15 protein-coding genes are annotated in these 17,510 nt (G+C 66.6%); 6 read left to right on the top strand and 9 right to left on the bottom strand.

The features are described from left to right. Positions 1–61 precede the first annotated feature (61 nt). From IB235_RS07035 to IB235_RS07010, 6 genes are all read right to left on the bottom strand, one after another. Complete coding sequence (locus IB235_RS07035; protein ID WP_192336162.1) at positions 62–394, bottom strand: DUF779 domain-containing protein; 333 nt, start codon at positions 392–394, stop codon at positions 62–64. Between the two features lie 18 nt (positions 395–412). Beyond that, positions 413–1,447, bottom strand: a complete 1,035-nt coding sequence (adhP, locus tag IB235_RS07030; RefSeq protein ID WP_192336161.1) for an alcohol dehydrogenase AdhP — start codon at positions 1,445–1,447, stop codon at positions 413–415. A gap of 85 nt (positions 1,448–1,532) precedes the next feature. Beyond that, positions 1,533–3,059, bottom strand: a complete 1,527-nt coding sequence (adh, locus tag IB235_RS07025; protein WP_155038893.1) for an aldehyde dehydrogenase — start codon at positions 3,057–3,059, stop codon at positions 1,533–1,535. Between the two features lie 103 nt (positions 3,060–3,162). Beyond that, positions 3,163–4,134: a GAF domain-containing protein gene (locus tag IB235_RS07020; RefSeq protein WP_192336160.1), complete on the bottom strand. Its 972-nt coding sequence runs from the start codon at positions 4,132–4,134 to the stop codon at positions 3,163–3,165. 67 nt (positions 4,135–4,201) lie between these two features. After that, entirely contained in the window at positions 4,202–9,700 is a 5,499-nt protein-coding gene (locus tag IB235_RS07015; protein ID WP_192336159.1) for an alpha-2-macroglobulin family protein, read from the bottom strand. Positions 9,701–9,760: 60 nt separating this feature from the next. After that, positions 9,761–10,819, bottom strand: coding sequence for a quinoprotein relay system zinc metallohydrolase 2 (locus IB235_RS07010; RefSeq protein WP_192336158.1), 1,059 nt, complete (start codon positions 10,817–10,819; stop codon positions 9,761–9,763). A 191-nt stretch (positions 10,820–11,010) separates the two neighbouring features. On the opposite strand from IB235_RS07010, the gene pqqA reads away from it, so the two are divergent. The 6 genes from pqqA to IB235_RS06980 all read left to right on the top strand — a co-directional run bounded on the left by pqqA (position 11,011) and on the right by IB235_RS06980 (position 15,047). Next, positions 11,011–11,103, top strand: a complete 93-nt coding sequence (gene pqqA / locus IB235_RS07005; RefSeq protein ID WP_028720682.1) for a pyrroloquinoline quinone precursor peptide PqqA — start codon at positions 11,011–11,013, stop codon at positions 11,101–11,103. 72 nt (positions 11,104–11,175) lie between these two features. Then, positions 11,176–12,066, top strand: a complete 891-nt coding sequence (gene pqqB, locus IB235_RS07000; RefSeq protein ID WP_192336157.1) for a pyrroloquinoline quinone biosynthesis protein PqqB — start codon at positions 11,176–11,178, stop codon at positions 12,064–12,066. Beyond that, a complete protein-coding gene (pqqC, locus tag IB235_RS06995; RefSeq protein ID WP_192336156.1) occupies positions 12,063–12,842 on the top strand; it encodes a pyrroloquinoline-quinone synthase PqqC in 780 nt (259 codons plus the stop codon). The genes pqqB and pqqC overlap by 4 nt, the downstream gene beginning before the upstream one ends. Beyond that, positions 12,839–13,147, top strand: a complete 309-nt coding sequence (gene pqqD, locus IB235_RS06990) for a pyrroloquinoline quinone biosynthesis peptide chaperone PqqD (protein WP_155038887.1) — start codon at positions 12,839–12,841, stop codon at positions 13,145–13,147. Before pqqC ends, pqqD begins: the two co-directional genes overlap by 4 nt. After that, on the top strand, positions 13,144–14,280 hold the full coding sequence (gene pqqE / locus IB235_RS06985; protein ID WP_192336155.1) for a pyrroloquinoline quinone biosynthesis protein PqqE: 1,137 nt from the start codon (positions 13,144–13,146) through the stop codon (positions 14,278–14,280). The genes pqqD and pqqE overlap by 4 nt, the downstream gene beginning before the upstream one ends. Beyond that, positions 14,277–15,047, top strand: a complete 771-nt coding sequence (locus IB235_RS06980; protein WP_192336154.1) for a quinoprotein dehydrogenase-associated SoxYZ-like carrier — start codon at positions 14,277–14,279, stop codon at positions 15,045–15,047. Before pqqE ends, IB235_RS06980 begins: the two co-directional genes overlap by 4 nt. Here the strand turns inward: IB235_RS06980 and IB235_RS06975 are convergent. From IB235_RS06975 to IB235_RS06965, 3 genes are all read right to left on the bottom strand, one after another. Then, positions 15,035–15,625, bottom strand: coding sequence for an ATP-binding cassette domain-containing protein (locus IB235_RS06975; protein ID WP_192336153.1), 591 nt, complete (start codon positions 15,623–15,625; stop codon positions 15,035–15,037). The genes IB235_RS06980 and IB235_RS06975 overlap by 13 nt on opposite strands. Continuing rightward, positions 15,615–16,328, bottom strand: coding sequence for an ABC transporter permease (locus IB235_RS06970; RefSeq protein WP_192336240.1), 714 nt, complete (start codon positions 16,326–16,328; stop codon positions 15,615–15,617). Before IB235_RS06970 ends, IB235_RS06975 begins: the two co-directional genes overlap by 11 nt. A gap of 64 nt (positions 16,329–16,392) precedes the next feature. Next, positions 16,393–17,376 carry an ABC transporter substrate-binding protein gene (locus tag IB235_RS06965; protein ID WP_192336152.1) on the bottom strand — a complete coding sequence of 328 codons (984 nt, stop codon included), beginning with the start codon at positions 17,374–17,376 and terminating at the stop codon, positions 16,393–16,395. Positions 17,377–17,510 lie beyond the last annotated feature (134 nt).

Here is a 17,510-nt window from a genome sequence, read left to right as displayed (position 1 = left end):
ATGGCCTCCTGTATCGCGGGGGCGTTGTAGCGCAGGGGCGGGGTTCAGGCAAACCCGGATGTCAGATCTCGCACAGGTCCGAGCGGGTCAGGAACCGCTGCTCGCGCCCATTATCCAGACTGAACATGCCGCCCCGGCCGGGAACCGCGTCGATGGTCAGGCGGGTATGCTTCCACACCTCATACTGGCTGGCCGAGATGTAAAAGGGCATGCCGCCGATCTCGCCCAGCTTCACGTCCCGCTCGCTCAGGCGAAACTCGCCTTGCGGGTAGCACATGGGCGATGACCCGTCGCAGCATCCCCCCGACTGATGGAACAGCACCGGCCCGTGTTCGGCGACGATCTGGGTCAGCAATTGCAGCGCGGCATGGGTGGCGGTGACGCGGTCCTCCATGGTTCAGGCCTCCATGGCTCAGGCGGTCAGGTCAAGGACCATGCGGCCCTCGATCTGCCCTTTGTGCATGCGCGAGAAGATGTCGTTGATGTCTTCCAGTTTGGCACTGTGGACGGTCGCACGAACCTTGCCCTGCGCCGCGAAATCCAGAGATTCCTGCAGATCCAGCCGCGTTCCGACGATCGAGCCACGCACGGTGATCCCGTTCAGCACCATGCCAAAGATATCCAGCGGGAAATTCCCCGGCGGCAGGCCGTTCAGCGACACGGTGCCGCCGCGCGCGGTCATGCCGATGGCCTGCTCGAACGCCTTGGGACTGACGGCGGTGACCAGAACGCCCTGCGCGCCGCCATCGGTCTCGCGCCGGATGGTGGCGGCGGGGTCGATATCGGTCTTGGCGTTGACGGTGATCGTTGCGCCCAGCTTGCGGGCAAAGGCCAGTTTTTCATCGTCGATATCGACGGCGGCGACGTTCAGGCCCATCGCCTTGGCATATTGCACAGCCATATGGCCCAGCCCGCCCACGCCCGAGATTACCACCCAGTCGCCGGGCTTGGTATCGGTGACCTTCAGCCCCTTGTAGACGGTGACGCCCGCGCACAGCACGGGGGCGATTTCCAGAAAGTCGATACCTTTCGGCAGATGGCCCACGTAATTCGGATCGGCCACGACATATTCGGCAAAGCCGCCATTGACCGAATAGCCGGTATTCTGCTGCTCGGTGCAAAGCGTCTCCCAGCCGCCAAGGCAATGGCGGCAATGGCCGCAGGCGGTGTAAAGCCATGGCACGCCGACGCGGTCGCCTTCCTTGACATGCTTCACGCCCGCGCCCACGGCAGAGACAAAGCCCACGCCCTCATGCCCCGGAATGAAGGGCGGATTGGGCTTGACCGGCCAGTCGCCCTCGGCGGCATGCAAGTCGGTATGGCAGACACCCGAGGCCTGTATGGCGACCTGAATCATGCCGGGGCCGGGTTCGGGGACCGGCACCTCGTCGATGGTCAGGGGTTTGCCGAATGCGCGGACCACCGCGGCCTTCATGGTCTTTGCCATACCGTAAGCTCCTTGCGGAAAGATCGTCGGGAAGGAAAAGGGTAGGGCACCGGGGCGGATTACCCGCCCCGATGCGCTTGCCGGTTCAGAAGAAGCCGAGCTTCTTGGGAGAGTAGCTGACCAGCATGTTCTTGGTCTGCTGATAGTGATCCAGCATCATCTTGTGGGTTTCGCGACCGATGCCGGACTGCTTGTAGCCGCCAAAGGCCGCATGGGCCGGATAGGCGTGATAGCAGTTGGTCCAGACCCGGCCAGCCTTGATGCCGCGGCCCATGCTGTAGCAGGTATTGGCATCGCGCGACCACACGCCCGCGCCAAGGCCGTACAGCGTGTCATTGGCGATTTCCAAGGCTTCGGCCTGGGTCTTGAAGGTCGTGACCGACACCACCGGGCCAAAGATTTCTTCCTGGAAAATCCGCATCTTGTTGTGGCCGCGGAAGATCGTCGGCTCGATATAGAAGCCGCTGGACAGCTCGCCGCCCAGATCGGCCGCCTTGCCGCCGATCAGGACCTCGGCGCCTTCCTTCTTGCCGATGTCCAGATAGGACAGGATCTTTTCCTTCTGCTCGGATGAGGCCTGCGCGCCGATCATGGTGGCGGCATCGCGCGGATCGCCCTGCTTGATCGCCTGCACGCGCTTCACCGCGCGTTCCATGAACCGGTCATAGATCGATTCCTGGATCAGCACGCGCGACGGGCAGGTGCAGACCTCGCCCTGGTTCAGCGCGAACATGGCAAAGCCTTCCAGTGCCTTGTCGAAGAAATCGTCATCCTCGCGGGCAACATCCTCGAAGAAGATGTTGGGAGACTTGCCCCCGAGTTCCAGCGTCACCGGGATCAGGTTTTCAGCCGCATATTGCATGATCAGGCGGCCGGTGGTGGTTTCCCCGGTGAAGGCGATCTTGGAAATCCGCGGGTTCGAGGCCAGCGGCTTGCCCGCCTCAAGCCCGAAGCCATTGACGATGTTCAAGACGCCCGGAGGCAGCAGGTCACCGATCAGGTTGGCCCAGACCATGATGCTGGCCGGGGTCTGTTCGGCGGGTTTCAGCACCACGCAGTTGCCTGCAGCCAGCGCCGGGGCCAGTTTCCAGCAGGCCATCAGCAGCGGGAAGTTCCACGGGATGATCTGGCCGACGACGCCCAGCGGCTCGTGGAAGTGATAGGCGATGGTGGTGGCGTCGATTTCCGAGATCGTGCCTTCTTGCGAACGCAGGACACCGGCGAAATAGCGGAAATGGTCGATGGCCAGCGGCACGTCGGCGGCCATGGTCTCGCGGATGGGTTTGCCATTGTCCCAGGTCTCGGCGGTGGCGAGCAGCTCAAGGTTCGCCTCCATCCGGTCGGCGATCTTCAGCAGCGCATTGGCCCGTTCGGCAACCGGGGTTTGGCCCCATTTGTCCTTGGCGGCATGGGCCGCGTCCAGCGCCAGTTCGATGTCATCGGCATTGGAACGCGCGATCTCGCCGATCTCGGCTCCGGTGATCGGCGTGGTGTTGGTGAAGTATTTTCCGGATTTCGGCGCGACCCAGTTGCCACCGATAAAGTTGTCGTAGCGCTTGGCGAAGGGCAGCACGTTCACGCCCTTGAAGTCATGCGTCTGGTCGTTCGGCATTGTTTCCTCCTGTCAGTCCGGCTCCTCCTGCCGGTCTGGGGAAAGCCTGTGACGGAGGCGCAGACAAATCAACGCAAGGTCACGCCGCAGCGCGGAATGTGTTTCAGGACCGAGACAGTCGGCCCGGATTTTCGGAAATCCCCAGACGGGACATGCGCCGGTACAGCGTCGCGCGCCCCACACCCAGCGCGCGTGCTGCCGCCGAGACGTTTCCTTCCGCCCGCGCAAGGGCACGAATCAGCGCGGCGCGTTCGGCCTTTTCAAAGCCGGTCGCCTCATCCTCGCGCCCGAACAGGTCCGATGCGGGGCGGGGGCGAAGCTGGCCTTCCTTTTCCAGCCCAAAGGCGCGGCGGGCGGCGCGGTTCACGCCGATGGCCAGATCGTCCTTGTCGACGGCGATCAGCAGCATCGCCTCGTCCCCGCCGGGCGGTTGCGCGGTGATGATGCGGGCACCGGGGAACGAGGCGCGAAAGAACGCGGCCTCGATCTGGCGGGCGCTTTGCGCGACCTGCGCGGCGATCAGCCCGTTCCAGCGCTCGGTATCGGTGCGCGCCGAACTGACATCCAGCGCCGCGATCAACCGCCCGTCCGGGCCCCAGATCGGCGCATCCATGCAGGACAGGCCGGTATTGCGGGCATAGAAATGTTCGTCGCGATGGATGGTGACCTGCCGCCCCTCGATGATGCAGGTGCCGATGCCGTTGGTGCCCTCGGCGGCCTCGGACCAGTCGGCGCCGTTGCACAGGCCCCAGCCGCGGAAAACGCCCGCATCGGCCTCGGTCACGCGCTGTTCCAGCACGATGCCACTGGCATCGGTCAGCAGCACGCTGCATCCGGTCGGGCAGACCAGCTGGAACAGCTGGTCCAGCTGCGGGCGGGCGACGTTGATGAAGCCGTCCAGTGCCTCGCGACGCTCGGCCAGTTCGCGCGGGGTCAGCCGGCGCACGCTGGGCGCACCTGCCGGGTCCAGACCATGCTTGACCATCGAACGTCGCCAGCTTGCCGCCAGCCGCGTCACCGCGCCGGGCGATTGCGAGGCTTTCGCGACGCGATCCTCATGTCGGTGTTCGGGCAAGGCGTCCTCCCTTCCTTACTCGATCCCCGGAGTATCGACCGGCTTGTCGTATGGGGCAAGAAATCCTTTACGGCGTGACGGTGACGTGACCCCCGGCGCTCCAGGCCCGGAACTCGGGGCGATACATGTCCTCGACGCTGGCCGAGGGGTGGCGGAAGCTGCCCTGCGTCACCGCGCGGATGATATAGGCCAACCGGAAGGGCTCGGTCCCGGTCCAGCTGAGCGCGGCGGCAAAGCGGTCGGAGCGGAACTCGGTCATCTCGGCATCGGTCTGGCCGTCCAGCCAGTCCAGCGAGGACACATCGCCCGCCCGCAGCAGGTTCGGGTTGTCGATCTCCCATCCGGCGGGCAGCGGGTCGGTGACGATCAGGCGGCCACCGCCGTCGGATTCCGGGGTGACCTCCAGCCGGACGACCATGCGCGTGCCCTGCGCGACCTGCGTGGGGTCGATCGCTTCGCCCTCCATGGTGAAGTAGCTGCGCGCGATGCGGTAGCCGCGCCCACCGACCTGCGGCGGGGTGGCGGGTTTGCCGGTGGCGGTCAATGTCACCTCCAGCGGCTGATCGCCGGGATTGGCGATGGCTGCGGATGCATCGGGCAGGCTGGTCACGGGCTGGTCCAGTGCCATGCCGTTCAGGCTGGCCTGCGGCGGGGATTGCGACAGCGCCTGCGCCGCCAGCACCGTCCAGACCGATTCCTGCGTTGAGAGGCTGCGTCCGCTATCCTGCGCATTCCCGATCTGCTCGGCCACGTCGCTGGTCAGCGCGGTCTGGTCGATCACCTGGGTCTTGGCCTCGGCGGCCAGAGCCAGCAGTGCCGTCGCATCGCGCAGGCGCGTGCCGTAATCGGCGCGGAAGACCTGCGGTTCCGGCGTGGACTGGTCCAGCGCCGCGCCCGCCTGCTGGAACATCCGGTCGGCGCGGGCCTGATCGCCATACGAGGCCAGCGCCGCCCCCAGATGCCCTGCCGCCATCGGCGTCGAGAAGGCCGCCGCCGCGGTATCGGCATAGTAGCGCAGATCGCCCACCGTCGCCGCACGTTCCCGCGCCAGCACCGCCAGCGCATAAGCCAGCGCGGCATTGTCCTCGGGCGAGGAGGCGCTGGGGTCGCTGGCGTAATTGGCGCGGTTTCTCAGATTGTCGATCGCCATGCGGAAGGCGCGGTCGGGGACCTGATGACCCGCCGTCCGTGCGCGGGACAGGAAGTCGGTGGTATAGGCCTCTAGCCACAGATCGCCCGAATCCGCCCGCCACAACCCGAAGCCGCCATTCGGGGCCTGCCGGGTCAGGATCTGGGTGATGGCGTCCGTGACGGCCTTGTCGGTGTCCGTCGCGCCGACGCCCTCGATGGCGGACAGGCGCGGCAGATACAGCAGCGGCAGCGCGCCCGAGGTCAGCTGTTCGGTGCAGCCATAGGGATAACGCTCCAGCCGGGCCAGCGCGCCCGCCACATCCAGCCGTGCATAGGGGCCGATGGCTGCGGTCAGCAGCGCGCCGGGCATCAGCCCTTCGGTCAGGTCCGGGGGCAGGGTGACGCTGCTGCCCGGCGCGACGCTCAGCCGGTCCTGCCGCTGGATGTCGGGATCGTTCAGCGCCACGGCAATGGCGATGTCTTTGGTCAGCTGGGTGCCGTCGGGCGTGGTCAGGGTCAGGCGCAGATTGGCCACGCCCTCGGCATCGCTGGCGGTGATGGGCATCTGGACCTGAGCCTCGGATTTCTCGGCCAGGGTGACTTCGGGCTGCGGCAGGCTGGCCAGAACGGGCGCGTCGCCGCCAGTCTGCTGGACGGCCAGACGCATCGCGCCCGTCGGGCCCGAGGCATGGGTCAGGCGCAGTCCGACCTGCGCGGCATCGCCCGGCGCAAGGAAGGCGGGCGCGGTCACGGTCAGCACCACCGGGTCGCGGACAAGGACCGAGGTATCGGCCTGACCGACGCCCTGATCGCTCCAGACCACGGCCATGACCCGGACCTCGCCGTTGAAATCGCCCACGGGGATTTCAACCTTGGCCGTGCCGTCCGCAGCAATGGTGACGGGGCCAGAGAACCAGCTCATCAGTTTCTCGGTCGGGGGCGGGCCGTCGGCATTGGCGGACATGGCGTCGCCGCCTTCGCGCAGCGCCCCGTCCGGCGCGCCCGAGGGCAGGATCAGCCGCCCATAAAGATCGCGCAGGCCCACGCCCAGCCGCCGCTGGCCGAAGTAATGGCCGGATGGGTCGGGCGGTGCAAAGCGGGTCAGGTTCAGGATACCCTGATCGACGGCGGCAATGGTCGCCTGCACCGTCTGGCCCGCCGCGCCTTCGACCTTCAGGGTCACCGGGATTACTCCGCGCGGGCGGGTTTCCTTGGGGGCCTCGATCGCGGCGGACAGCTTTCGCGGCCCCGGATCGACAGCGGCGTGGGCCAGACCCAGCGCCCGCACCGGGACGCGATTGCCCGGCGCGACCTCGCCCAAGGGGCGGATGGCGCTGACGGTGACATAGACGCCGGCGCCCCAATCATCGGTCACCGGCAGGTCCACGGTGTTTTCACCGGCCTTCAGCGCCACGGTCTGCATGGCGACCAGCCGGTTCGACAGGACCGAGACAATCCCCATCCCATCGGCCAGGGCCTGCACCTTGACCCGCGCGGTGTCGCCGCTGCGATAGGCGGGCTTATCCAGCAGCACCTGCAAGCGGTCCGGCGTGGGCGACCCGGCATTGGCCACCGCACCCCAACCCGCATTGAAGGTGACCGAAGCTTGGCCGCCGCTGCCCGAGGCAGGTTCCGCGACCAGCTCATATTGGCCCCATTCCACCGGGACCGCGATCTCGGCAGGGTCCGCGCCGGGCTCAGCCACGCCTTCGGTCACGCGCGAGCGCGTCGTGATCGGCTCCCAGTTCCATTGCCCGTCCAGCGAGTACCATTGGTAATCGGTATCGATCCGGTTCAGCACCCAGCGGACCGGGGCGGTCGTGCGGGTCAGGTCGGGGGCCACCGCGACCAGCGAAAAGCGGGCCTCGGCGTTTTCGGCGACGGTATCGCCCTCAAATAGCGGACGGATGCCGATGATCGGCGCATCAGGCATGACGATGCGCGATTCCACCCGCTCGACCGGGCGGCCCGCGCCTTCGCGCAGATCAAGGATGACCGTCGCGTCGAAGGGACGCGGACCAAGCTGGGTCGCCGGGGGCAGACTGGCTTGCAGGCTGTAATTCCCCTGCGCATCGGTCACGCCCGCGGGCAGGCTTTCCATGACCGGCTGGGTTTCGTCGTCAGCACGGCCGAACTGATAGCCGTCGAAACCGGCAAGGCTGCGGCTGGGGGCAAGGCGCAACTGTCCCTCGACCGGCAGGTTTGCGGCGGGCGCGCCGAACAGCCAATGCGCGCTAAGCGAGACGGTAAGCTCGCCTCCGGCACGGGCGGGGCCATCGGGCAGGCGGGGGGTAAAGTCGATGCGCTCGGGCAGGAAATCCTCGACCAGCAGGCGGGCGGTGGCCAATGCCGGGCCATCAGCTTCGGCGCGCAGTTCCAGCCGCCATGTTCCACGTGGGGCATTGCCGGGGATCTGCCAGTTCAGCGTGCTGCCGCCCGCACCGGCGGCAGTGGGCTGCAGCCGCGCCTGCTCAACCCCGTCGGGGCGCAGGACCACCGCCGTCAAAGGCAACTTGTCCAGCGCACGGACCTGCGCGTCGCGGGCAAGGATCGTGGCGTTCACGACTTCGCCCACGCGATAGGCACCACGATCAGTCGTCAGGAAGATGTCGATGGGCGGCGCGGGCGGCTGGCCCTCGACCCCGCGATCGGACAGGTCGAATTCAGGATCGGTCAGCGACAGGAAGGCCATGTCGCGCGGCGCGCGGTCCGCGCCCTCGCCTTGCCAATCGGTCACCGTGACCAGCGCAGGTTCCGCCCCGCCGGTCCCAAAGCTCAGGCCCGGCGCGAAATGGGCGATGCCTTGGGCATCGCTCGCCACCCGCGCCAGAACCTCGTTCGAGCGGCTGACCAGCGCGACTTCGGCCCCCGGCTTGGCACCGCCGTCGCGCAGGCCCCGCACCGCGACGGTCAGCCCGTCCGTGCCCGAGAAGGTCGAGATCCCGAAATCCGAGATCACGAACCATTGCGTCGCCAGTCCCGTGTCCTGCACATCCTGACCCGAGACATTGGCCTCAAGGATATAGATTCCCGGCTCAAGCGGCCCGGCCTCGGCGGGCACGGCAAGACTGGTGGTCAGTTCCTGATTGAGCGATTCGCGACCGACCGGACGCGCGACCTCGGCCGAGCCCTTCCAGACCTCGCGCGCCATCCGCCCCGAGAAATAATCGGTCTGCCAGCTGTCGAGAGGCGAGGCGAACATGTCCTCGGCCATGGTGCGGATCAGGTTGCGGTCGGAAATCCGCAGCAGGCGCAGATCGACGCGATCGGCATTGATCGTGACCATCGACAGGCGCTGGTCCCCCGATGCGGGCAGGACATAGGCGCGGCCCGGAAAGCGCACCTCGGGCGCGCGGTCGCGGACATAGCCTTTCAGCGTCACGTCGCGCGCCAGTTTCTCGCCATCGCCCGAAGGCAGGCCCGCGCGCAGGGTCATTTCGACATCCTGCCCATGGGTCAGTCCGGCAACGCACAGCCGGTCGCCACTGGCCTCAACCGTCAGGTCACCGGCGGGCAGGCGCAGATAGGGGACGTAATCGGCGCCCTTGACCAGCTCGCGCGACATTACGGCGCAGAAGCGGGGCAGGCGGGATTCGGGCTCGACCTGCGTGTCGGTGACGCGGAAACCGTTCCGGGCCTCGGATTCGTCCAATGCGGTCGCGATTTCGGGGTCGTTCGGCGAAAGCTGGGCCGCCAGCCGCAGCGCGCTTAGCCCGTCGCGGCCCCGGTCCAGACGCTCCAGCGCCATGGCCAGCCAGGACAGCGCCCGCCCTGCCACGGCATCGGAATCGGCGCGAAGATAGCCGTTCACCGCCATCGAGGCGATGGAGCCCGCGGCCTGCCGGTCGTTCGAATCGCTGGTGTAGAGCGTGAGCCGGGCCAGATTGGTCCAGTCCTCGGCCAGATCGTCGGTGGAGACGATCTGCGACAGGCTGCGCGCCGCCCCGGCCAGATCGCCTGCTGCCTCGGCGGCTTCGGCTTCGGCACGGGGATCGCCCGGACCCTGCGTCGGGGTCATCGCGGGCCACAGCCGCGCCTGATGCAGCGCGGCGTCCAGATCGGCCGTAGACAGAAAAGCAGCAGCCCCGGCCCGCGCGCGGGCAAGGTCGCGCTGCTCATCGGGGGTGGCGACGACGCGGGCGGAAATGGCCCCGACAAAGGGTGCGGGTTCGCCCGCCTCGGATTTGGGGAAGCAGGACCGCGCCTTCTGGTTATAGGTCAGCGCCTGGCATTGGTCGTCACCCAGACAGGCCTGAATGCAGGCCTGCAGCGTGGTGTCGAAAATCCGTGACAGATCGCCGCCGGGCAAGTCGGCATCGGGCAGAAGTTGCAGGCGGCGGTCGGGAATCGGCGCATCCTGCGCTATTGCGGGCGCGGTCAGCGACAGGCCAAGGGCAAGGGCGGCGACAAGATGGCGGGGCGATTGCACGAGCATGGGCTTCTCCGGTCCGAATGCCCATAGTTGTGGCATCACCGGCCCATGCGGGCAATCAGCCTATTCCCATTCGATCTGGGAATAGGCGGTGGCGGCATTGCGGGCGGTGGTGGCGGCGAAATCAGCCCAGCCCTCGGACCAGGGCTTCATCATGTTGACGATGGCGGGGATCGCCTGCGACAGCGGCATGCCATTCGCGACGGCCTTGCGGGTCGTATCGCGCAGCGCCTGCAGATACTGCTGCTGCGGCGCCACGGCTTCGTCCCAGTTTTCTGCGATGGGGCCGTGGCCCGGCACGATCAGCGCGGGTGCCGGTTCGGGCGGACCTACCGCGATCCAGTCAAGCCAGCCCTTGAGCGACCCGTCCAGCGACGGCGTCAGCCCGCGAAACACCAGATCCCCGGTGAAAAGCGCGCCTGATTCGCTGTCCTGCACGATCAGGTCATTGTCGGTATGGCCGCTGGGCTCGGGCGTCACCGTCAGCTCGGTCGGTCCCAGCGGGATCACCATGGCTGCGGTCAGCTTCTGGTCGACCGGGGCGATCTGGGTGCCCAGAAAGGCGAGATTCCCGATCTGGTTGGGGATCGAGATCATCCAGCCATCGGCGCGGCGGGCCACCGCCTCGGGCAGGCGGCTGGATGCGACGATGCGCGCGCCGGCCTCGGCAAAGACCTCGGCCCCCAGAATGTGGTCGGGATGCATATGGGTCAGGATCAGGTGGCTGATCGGCTTGTCGGTGACCTTGCGGATCGCGGCATAGAGCGCCTCGCCCTCGGCCCGGCTGCCACCGGCGTCGATCACTGCGACGGTATCGCCGACGATGAACGAGAGGTTGGCGATACGGCCCTGATTCTGCCGCGAAAGCTGATCGACCGCGCCCTGGTGGAAAAACAGGTCGCCAGCGATTTCCTGCATCGCCAGCGCGGGCAGGTCCTCGGTCGGGACGCAGCGCGCCTCGCCACCCTTCAGCCGGGGGTGTCGGGCCAGCCAGTCGCGGGCGATCGGCTCGGCCCGGCGCTGGCATTCGGCGCGGTCGGCAGAGTCGGCGGCGGGCAACAGGCGCTCGGCGCAGGTGGTTGGATCATTCGCCAGACAGGCGGCCAGCATCAGATGAAACATACCCGCCCTCCATGTTTCGCGCGGCAGGGGAAAGTAGCATGGCATGGCCCGGCGCGCCAACTGGAGCTTGTGGGCAGATGTCCCGGGTGAGCCGGTCGAAATGTCCTAAGACCTTTGGCTGGTTGACTGAAATCACCATCGGCATAGCATCACAGGGTCCGCAATTGCGGCGCTATGATAGGGAGGAACTCATGGCTTGGACCAAACCCGCGCTGAAGGAAATTTCCTGCGGCATGGAAATCAACATGTACGCCCCGGCCGAAGACGAGCCGGTCCTGTTCTGAGATAATCTGACACAAGCGTAATTCCGGCCGGTTCCGCCCGCGTCGGGACCGGTCGCGCCAAAAGCCATAACCATGCGTATCGTGATTCTCGGCACCGGCGCCGGTGGAGGGCTGCCGCAGTGGAACTGTGGCTGTCCGAACTGCGAAGCCGCGCGCGCGGGGCGTATCCCCGCGATGAGCCAGAGCGGGATTGCGATTTCCGCAGACGGAATCGATTGGGCGCTGGTGAATGCCTCGCCCGATCTTCGAACCCAATTGGCCGCCAGCCCCGTGTTGCGCCCTGAAGGGCTGCGGCATTCCCCGATCCGCTCGGTTCTTGTGACCAATGGCGATATCGACCATGTCGCGGGGCTTCTGACCCTGCGCGAAGGGCAGGCCTTTGATCTGTTCGCCACGCCCGCCATTCATCGCGTGCTGGCGGACAACCCGATGCTGGCCGCCCTGAACCCCCAGCTTGTCCCCCGGCGCGAGATCGTTCTGGACCGACCTTTCACGCTGGTCCCGGGCGTCACCGCGACGCTGTTCGCCGTGCCCGGCAAGGTGCCCCTGTATCTTGAGGGCGAGGTGGTCGAGACCGGCCAGATGGGTGAGGAAACGGTCGGCGTGGAACTTAGCGCGGGCGGTCGGCGCGTCTATTACATCCCCGGCTGCGCCACCGTCCCCGAATGGCTGAAGGACCGCATCGCGGGCGCCGATGCGCTGCTGATGGACGGGACCTTATGGACCGATGATGAGATGATCCGCGCGGGTCTTGGTGCCAAGACCGGGCGGCGCATGGGGCATGTCCCGGTCTCGGGCGCGGATGGCAGCATGTCGGCCCTGAACGACGTGCCGGTCGCATGCCGGATCTATGTGCATCTGAACAATTCAAACCCGCTGGTCGATCCCGCCAGTCCCGAGCGCGCCCGCGCCGAGGCTGCTGGCTGGCAGATCGGCCATGACGGCATGGAGATCACGCCATGAAGCTTGCCGATCGCGGACCCCAATCCCGTACCGATTTCCACGAACGGCTCAAGCATATCGGGGCCGAGCGTTATCACGACCGCCACCCGTTCCATAAGCGGCTGCATGGCGGGCAATGCTCGGTCGACGAGGTGCGGGCATGGGTCATCAATCGCTGGCAGTACCAGTCCCGCATCCCGATGAAGGACGCGGCCTTCATGTCCCGGATCGAGGACCCGCAACTGCGCCGCATCTGGCGCAGTCGCATCGAGGATCACGATGGCGGCGTCACCGAGGGCGGCGGCATTCGCCGCTGGCTGGCCTTGGCCCAGGCGGTGGGGCTTGATCCCGACTATGTCGCCAGCGGGGTGGGCGTCATGCCCGCCACCCGCTTTGCCGTCGATGCCTATGTCCGCTTCGTCCGCGACATGCCGCTGCTGGATGCGGTGGCGGCTTCCCTGACCGAGATGTTCGCCCCCAAGATCCATGCCGAACGGATCGAGGGCCTGCTGGCGCATTACGACTTTGCCGATGATGCCAGCCTGGCCTATTTCAAGAAGCGTCTGGCCGAGGCGCCCAAGGATGTCGAATTCGGGCTGAACTATGTGCTGGACCATGCCGATACGCTGGAAAAGCAGGATGCAGCGGCGGCGGCCCTGACCTTCAAGACCGATGTGCTGTGGGCGCAGCTTGATGCGCTGTGGCATGGCTATGTGGAAGGGCGCATTCCCCCCGGCGCATGGCGACCCGGCGAAGGGCTGGCGCTGCGTGGCCCTGCCTTGGCCGAGGTGTCATGACCGGCCCGCGGATCAGCAATCTCTGCGTCCCTTATCTGCCGCGGGGGGTCCGGCTTTATGATGACCGCGTGCGTGGCATCCGCGTGCTGCTGGCCCCGGAACGGGCGATGCAGCTTGATCCGATTGGCGACGCGATCCTGTCGGAACTGGACGGGCAGCGCAGCATGGCCGAGGTCATCCTGACGCTGTGCGAACGCTACAATGCCCCGGTCGAGCAGATCGAGGGCGACGTGCATGAATTCATCGCCGGGCTGGTCGATCGACGCATGGTCTTTCTGGCCGCGGCTGACGAGGTGACGCCATGACCCAGCAAACCTCTCCGCATGACATCCGCGGCAATCCGGTCCGGGTCGGCTTGCCGATGGCAATGCTGGCCGAGCTGACGCATCGCTGCCCGCTGGCCTGTCCCTATTGCTCGAACCCGGTCGAGCTGGCCCGCGTCTCGACCGAACTTACGGCAGCGGAATGGGGCGACATCTTTCGGCAGGCGGCGGATCTGGGGGTGCTGCAGGTGCATCTGTCCGGCGGTGAGCCCGCCTCGCGCCGCGACCTGACGGAAATTGCCGCCAGCGCCCGCGAAGCCGGGCTGTATGTGAACCTGATCACCTCGGGGATCGGTCTGACCGAGGCGCGCCTGCGCGAGTTGGACGGGTTGGTCGATCACGTGCAACTGTCCCTGCAGGGGATCGATGCCGAGATGGCCGACTGGATCAGCGGCTATGGCGGCAGCTTCGCGCGCAAGATGCTGGTCGCGGAATGGATCGGCCAGATCGGCTTTCCGCTGACCCTGAACGCGGTGGTGCATCGCCAGAACCTTGATCGCCTGCCCGAGATGATCGATCTGGCCGAAAGGCTGGGATGTCGCCGGATCGAGGTCGCGACCGTCCAGTTCCACGGCTGGGCCGACCTGAACCGCCGTCCGCTGATGCCAACCCGCGAACAGGCGCAGCGCGCCCGCGAAGTGGTCAATCAGGCCCGCCACCGGCTGCGCGGGCGCATGGTCGTCGATTACGTTCCTGCCGACCATCATGCGACATTCCCGAAAAGCTGCATGGGGGGCTGGGGCTCGACCGGGCTGAACATCGCGCCGGACGGCATTGTGCTGCCCTGCCATGCCGCCCAGACTATCAAGGGGCTGGAGTTCCAGAACATCCGCGATGCCAAGCTGACCGAAATCTGGCACAACGGCCCGGCCTTCAACGCCTTTCGCGGCACGGCATGGCTGCCCGAGCCCTGCGCCAGTTGTGAGCGGCGCGAGATCGACCACGGCGGCTGCCGTTGTCAGGCCATGGCGATGGCCAATGATCCGATGGCAACCGATCCGGTCTGTTCGCGTTCTCCTTTCAATGCGCGGCTGCGGGCCGAGGCCGAGGCCGATGCCGCCAGTGACGATGTCGCGCTGGTCTACCGGCGCATGTCGCGGGAGAAACGGACATGAGACGCCTTGTGCTGATCGCGTTGCTTTGCCTGCCGCAACTGGGATTGGCGGCCGAGGTCGAAAACCCGCTGGAACCCTCGCCGATCTGGGACGACCTGCGTTCCAGCATCATCGGGACCGAGGACGAACCGGCGATCGACCCCGGCGTGCTGCTGCTGGATGCGCCGAAGCGCGCCGACAACCCGGCGCTGGTGCCGGTGCATGTGACCCAGCCGCCGGGCGCGCCCGCGATTACCGCGCTGACGCTGGTGATTGACGGCAATCCCGCCCCGGTCGCGGCCGAGTTCACCTTTGGTCCCGCCCTGATGCCGCTGGATTTCGAGGTTCGCGTCCGGGTCGACAGCTATTCCGACCTGCGCGCCATCGCCACGCTGGCGGATGGGCGCAAGGTCATGGCCGGACGCTATGTGAAAGCCTCGGGCGGTTGCGCCGCGCCTGCCGGAAAAAGCATGGACGAGATGCGCGCCACCATGGGCGAAATGCGTTTCAAGAAGGCCGAGGAAAGCGGGCGCGACATTGGCACCCTGATGATCCGGCACCCGAACTTCTCGGGATTGCAGCGCGATCAGGTGACGCTGCTGACCATCCCCGCCGAGTTCATCCAGACGCTTGAGGTCAAGCAGGATGGGGCCGAGCTGTTCACCATGAGCGCTGGCATCTCGATTTCCGAAGACCCAGTGTTCCGCTTTGCCTATCAGCCGGGCGACGGTCCCGTTCAGGTCCATGCCGTCGACACCGAAAGCCGGGCCTGGGATCAGTCCTTCTGAAGCTCGGCCGGGTTGCCCGACAGTCGCAGGCTGCGGGCGCGCAGGGCCTCGGCCTCGGTCGCGTCATGGGTGACGATGACCAGCCCGGCCCCGGTGCGGGTCAGCAACTCCTCGGTCAGGGCCAGCATCCGCGCGCGGGTGTCCTCATCAAGCGAGGCGAAGGGCTCATCCGCCAGCAGGATGTCGGGTGCGGCGGCAAAGGCACGGGCCAGCGCCAGCCGCCTTTGCTGGCCCAGTGACATCTGGCGCGGGAACTTGGTCTCATGTCCCGACAGGCCGACCTGTTCCATCCAGTGCCGCGCCGTGTCGGCGTCGCAGCCGGTCGGGATGGTGATATTGGCGATGGCATCGCGCCAAGGCAGCAGCACCGGTTCCTGAAACACCAGCGCCAGCCGGTCGCCCCCCTGAAGCTGTCCGCGAAAACGGCTGTCCAGGCCGGCAAGAATGCGCAGCAGTGTCGACTTTCCGATGCCGGACGGCCCCAGTATCGCCAGCCTTTCCCCACGCGAGACCGTCAGCGTGATCCGGCCCAAAATCTCGCGTTGACCAAAGCTCTTGCCGTCCAGTTCAAGCCGCATCCTGCCTCCAGCGATTGGCGCGGCTTTCCCATGGGCGCAGAATGAACAGGTCGATTGCCAGCATCACCGCGACAAAGGCCAAAGCCCAGGCCAGCACCCCGGTCACGTCGAAGCTGGAAAACAGCAGGTGGATCTTGAAGCCGACGCCGTTCGAGCGGCCCAGAAATTCGACCACCAGCACGATTTTCCAGATGAGCGAGATCCCGGCCCGCGCCGAGGCCGCGATCTGCGGTGCCAGTTGGGGCAGAACGACATGGCGCAGTCGCGCCGTCCGCGTCATGCGGAATGCGCGGGCCATCTCGTCCAGATCGGGGCGCAGCGCGCGCGTGCCCTCGCGGATCATCACCGCGACGACCGGGATCTTGTTCAGGGCGACGGCAAGGATGGCGGCGGTCTCATTCAGGCCGATCCAGATGTAGCACAGCACGATGACCACCAGTGCGGGCACGTTCAGCAGGATGATCAGGCCGGGATTCAGCCAATCGTCCAGCGCCCGGCTGCGGCCCATCATCAGCCCGATGACCAGCCCGACGGCCATGGCCAGCGCGAAGCTCGCGCCCACCCGCATCAGGGTCATCCCGGCGTTGAACCACAGCTCTCCGGTCGAGGCGAGGTGACCGATCCGCGCCAGCACTTCCCATGGCGGGGGCAGGGTCTGGGGGCGGTCGGTCAGCATGGAGGCGACCACCCAGACCGCCAGCATCGCCAGAACAGACAGGACGCCCGGCAGCAGCGCCGAGCGCGGTTTTGCGGTATCCGTCAACAGGCTACTCCGGCGACCAGAACAGGCCGTCGGGCAGGGTGGTGACCCCGCCGGTCAGCTCATCCCCGCCCAGTTCGGCCATGGCGGTGAAGGCTTGCTGCGCGTCCTCGGCATTGACCGGGCCGGGCTTGGGCACGCCCGCGCGCCAGCCAGCTTTCAGCGCCTCGAATTCGGCATCGTCCTTGGCGTCCATATAGCTGCGTATGTCCTGCCACGCGGCATCGTCGGTCAGCAGCACCTGCTTGGCATCGCGCGAGGCCTTGGCCAGCCCCGCTGCCAGCGCCGGATTGGCCTTGATCCAGCTGTCGCGCAGCACATAGCCCAGCAGCGGCGTCGAAGGGTCCAGCCCCAGATCCTTGGCGGCGGTTTCGACCGAGATCACCTCGCGCATGCCGCGCGCCCGCATCTTGGCCTGGAAGTGCCAGAAATTGATCGCGGCATCGACCTCGCCGGTTTCGGCGGCATTCAGGATCATCGGCGGTGCGCCAAAGACCTGTTCGGAGGTTTCGGCAATATCCTGACCCAGCTTCTCACGCGACCATGCTCGCAGGATCAGCCAGCTTTTGTCGACCGGGCCACCGGCGATCCCGATCTTCTTGCCCTTGAGATCGGCCAGAGACTGCACAGGACTGTCGCCCTTGACCATCAGCCCGCCGACGGCGGTCGAATAGGGCAGGAAGGTGAAATCCGTGCCCCGCGCCCGCTGCTGCGCCACCCACAGCCAGTCCGAGACGATGGTTTCGACCTCGCCCCCCTGCATGGCGACCTGCGTGGCGGGGTTTCCGGCCAGAATCATCGGAACCAGCCGGAAGCCGTTCTCGCGGTCCAGCCCGCGCTTGATGATCGTCTGGATCTCCCAGTTGACGGTGCCGTTTTCCAGCGTGCCGATGCGGATCTGCGGCAGCGAATCCGCGGCGCAAGCAGGCAGGGCCAAGCCGCTCAGGACCGCCGCAAAGCCCAGCAGAGCCGTTCGCCTGTTGAATTGCATGATCTGTCTCCCCCCAAATCGCGCCCAAACTGGCATGTGCCGCAATCGGGACCAATCCAACCGAAGTCGTAGAAGATTTTCGACAGCCGCGCCATAAGCCTTGCGCCAAGCGCCCATCGTCCTAAGATGCTACT

The sequence above is a fragment of the Paracoccus sp. PAR01 genome, assembly GCF_014851995.1.
Classification (GTDB): Bacteria; Pseudomonadota; Alphaproteobacteria; order Rhodobacterales; family Rhodobacteraceae; genus Paracoccus; species Paracoccus litorisediminis.
This window is presented reverse-complemented; position numbering and strand designations above follow the sequence as displayed.

Bases quoted from the DNA above. Each gene is read 5' to 3' on its own strand.
- IB235_RS07035 (WP_192336162.1), bottom strand. From the start codon at position 394: ATGGAGGACCGCGTCACCGCCACCCATGCCGCGCTGCAATTGCTGACC.
- IB235_RS07010 (WP_192336158.1), bottom strand. From the start codon at position 10,819: ATGTTTCATCTGATGCTGGCCGCCTGTCTGGCGAATGATCCAACCACC.
- pqqA (WP_028720682.1), top strand. From the start codon at position 11,011: ATGGCTTGGACCAAACCCGCGCTGAAGGAAATTTCCTGCGGCATGGAA.
- pqqD (WP_155038887.1), top strand. From the start codon at position 12,839: ATGACCGGCCCGCGGATCAGCAATCTCTGCGTCCCTTATCTGCCGCGG.
- IB235_RS06965 (WP_192336152.1), bottom strand. From the start codon at position 17,376: ATGCAATTCAACAGGCGAACGGCTCTGCTGGGCTTTGCGGCGGTCCTG.
- adh (WP_155038893.1), bottom strand. From the start codon at position 3,059: ATGCCGAACGACCAGACGCATGACTTCAAGGGCGTGAACGTGCTGCCC.
- adhP (WP_192336161.1), bottom strand. From the start codon at position 1,447: ATGGCAAAGACCATGAAGGCCGCGGTGGTCCGCGCATTCGGCAAACCC.
- pqqB (WP_192336157.1), top strand. From the start codon at position 11,176: ATGCGTATCGTGATTCTCGGCACCGGCGCCGGTGGAGGGCTGCCGCAG.
- IB235_RS06970 (WP_192336240.1), bottom strand. From the start codon at position 16,328: ATGCTGGCGGTCTGGGTGGTCGCCTCCATGCTGACCGACCGCCCCCAG.
- IB235_RS06975 (WP_192336153.1), bottom strand. From the start codon at position 15,625: ATGCGGCTTGAACTGGACGGCAAGAGCTTTGGTCAACGCGAGATTTTG.
- pqqE (WP_192336155.1), top strand. From the start codon at position 13,144: ATGACCCAGCAAACCTCTCCGCATGACATCCGCGGCAATCCGGTCCGG.
- pqqC (WP_192336156.1), top strand. From the start codon at position 12,063: ATGAAGCTTGCCGATCGCGGACCCCAATCCCGTACCGATTTCCACGAA.
- IB235_RS07015 (WP_192336159.1), bottom strand. From the start codon at position 9,700: ATGCTCGTGCAATCGCCCCGCCATCTTGTCGCCGCCCTTGCCCTTGGC.
- IB235_RS06980 (WP_192336154.1), top strand. From the start codon at position 14,277: ATGAGACGCCTTGTGCTGATCGCGTTGCTTTGCCTGCCGCAACTGGGA.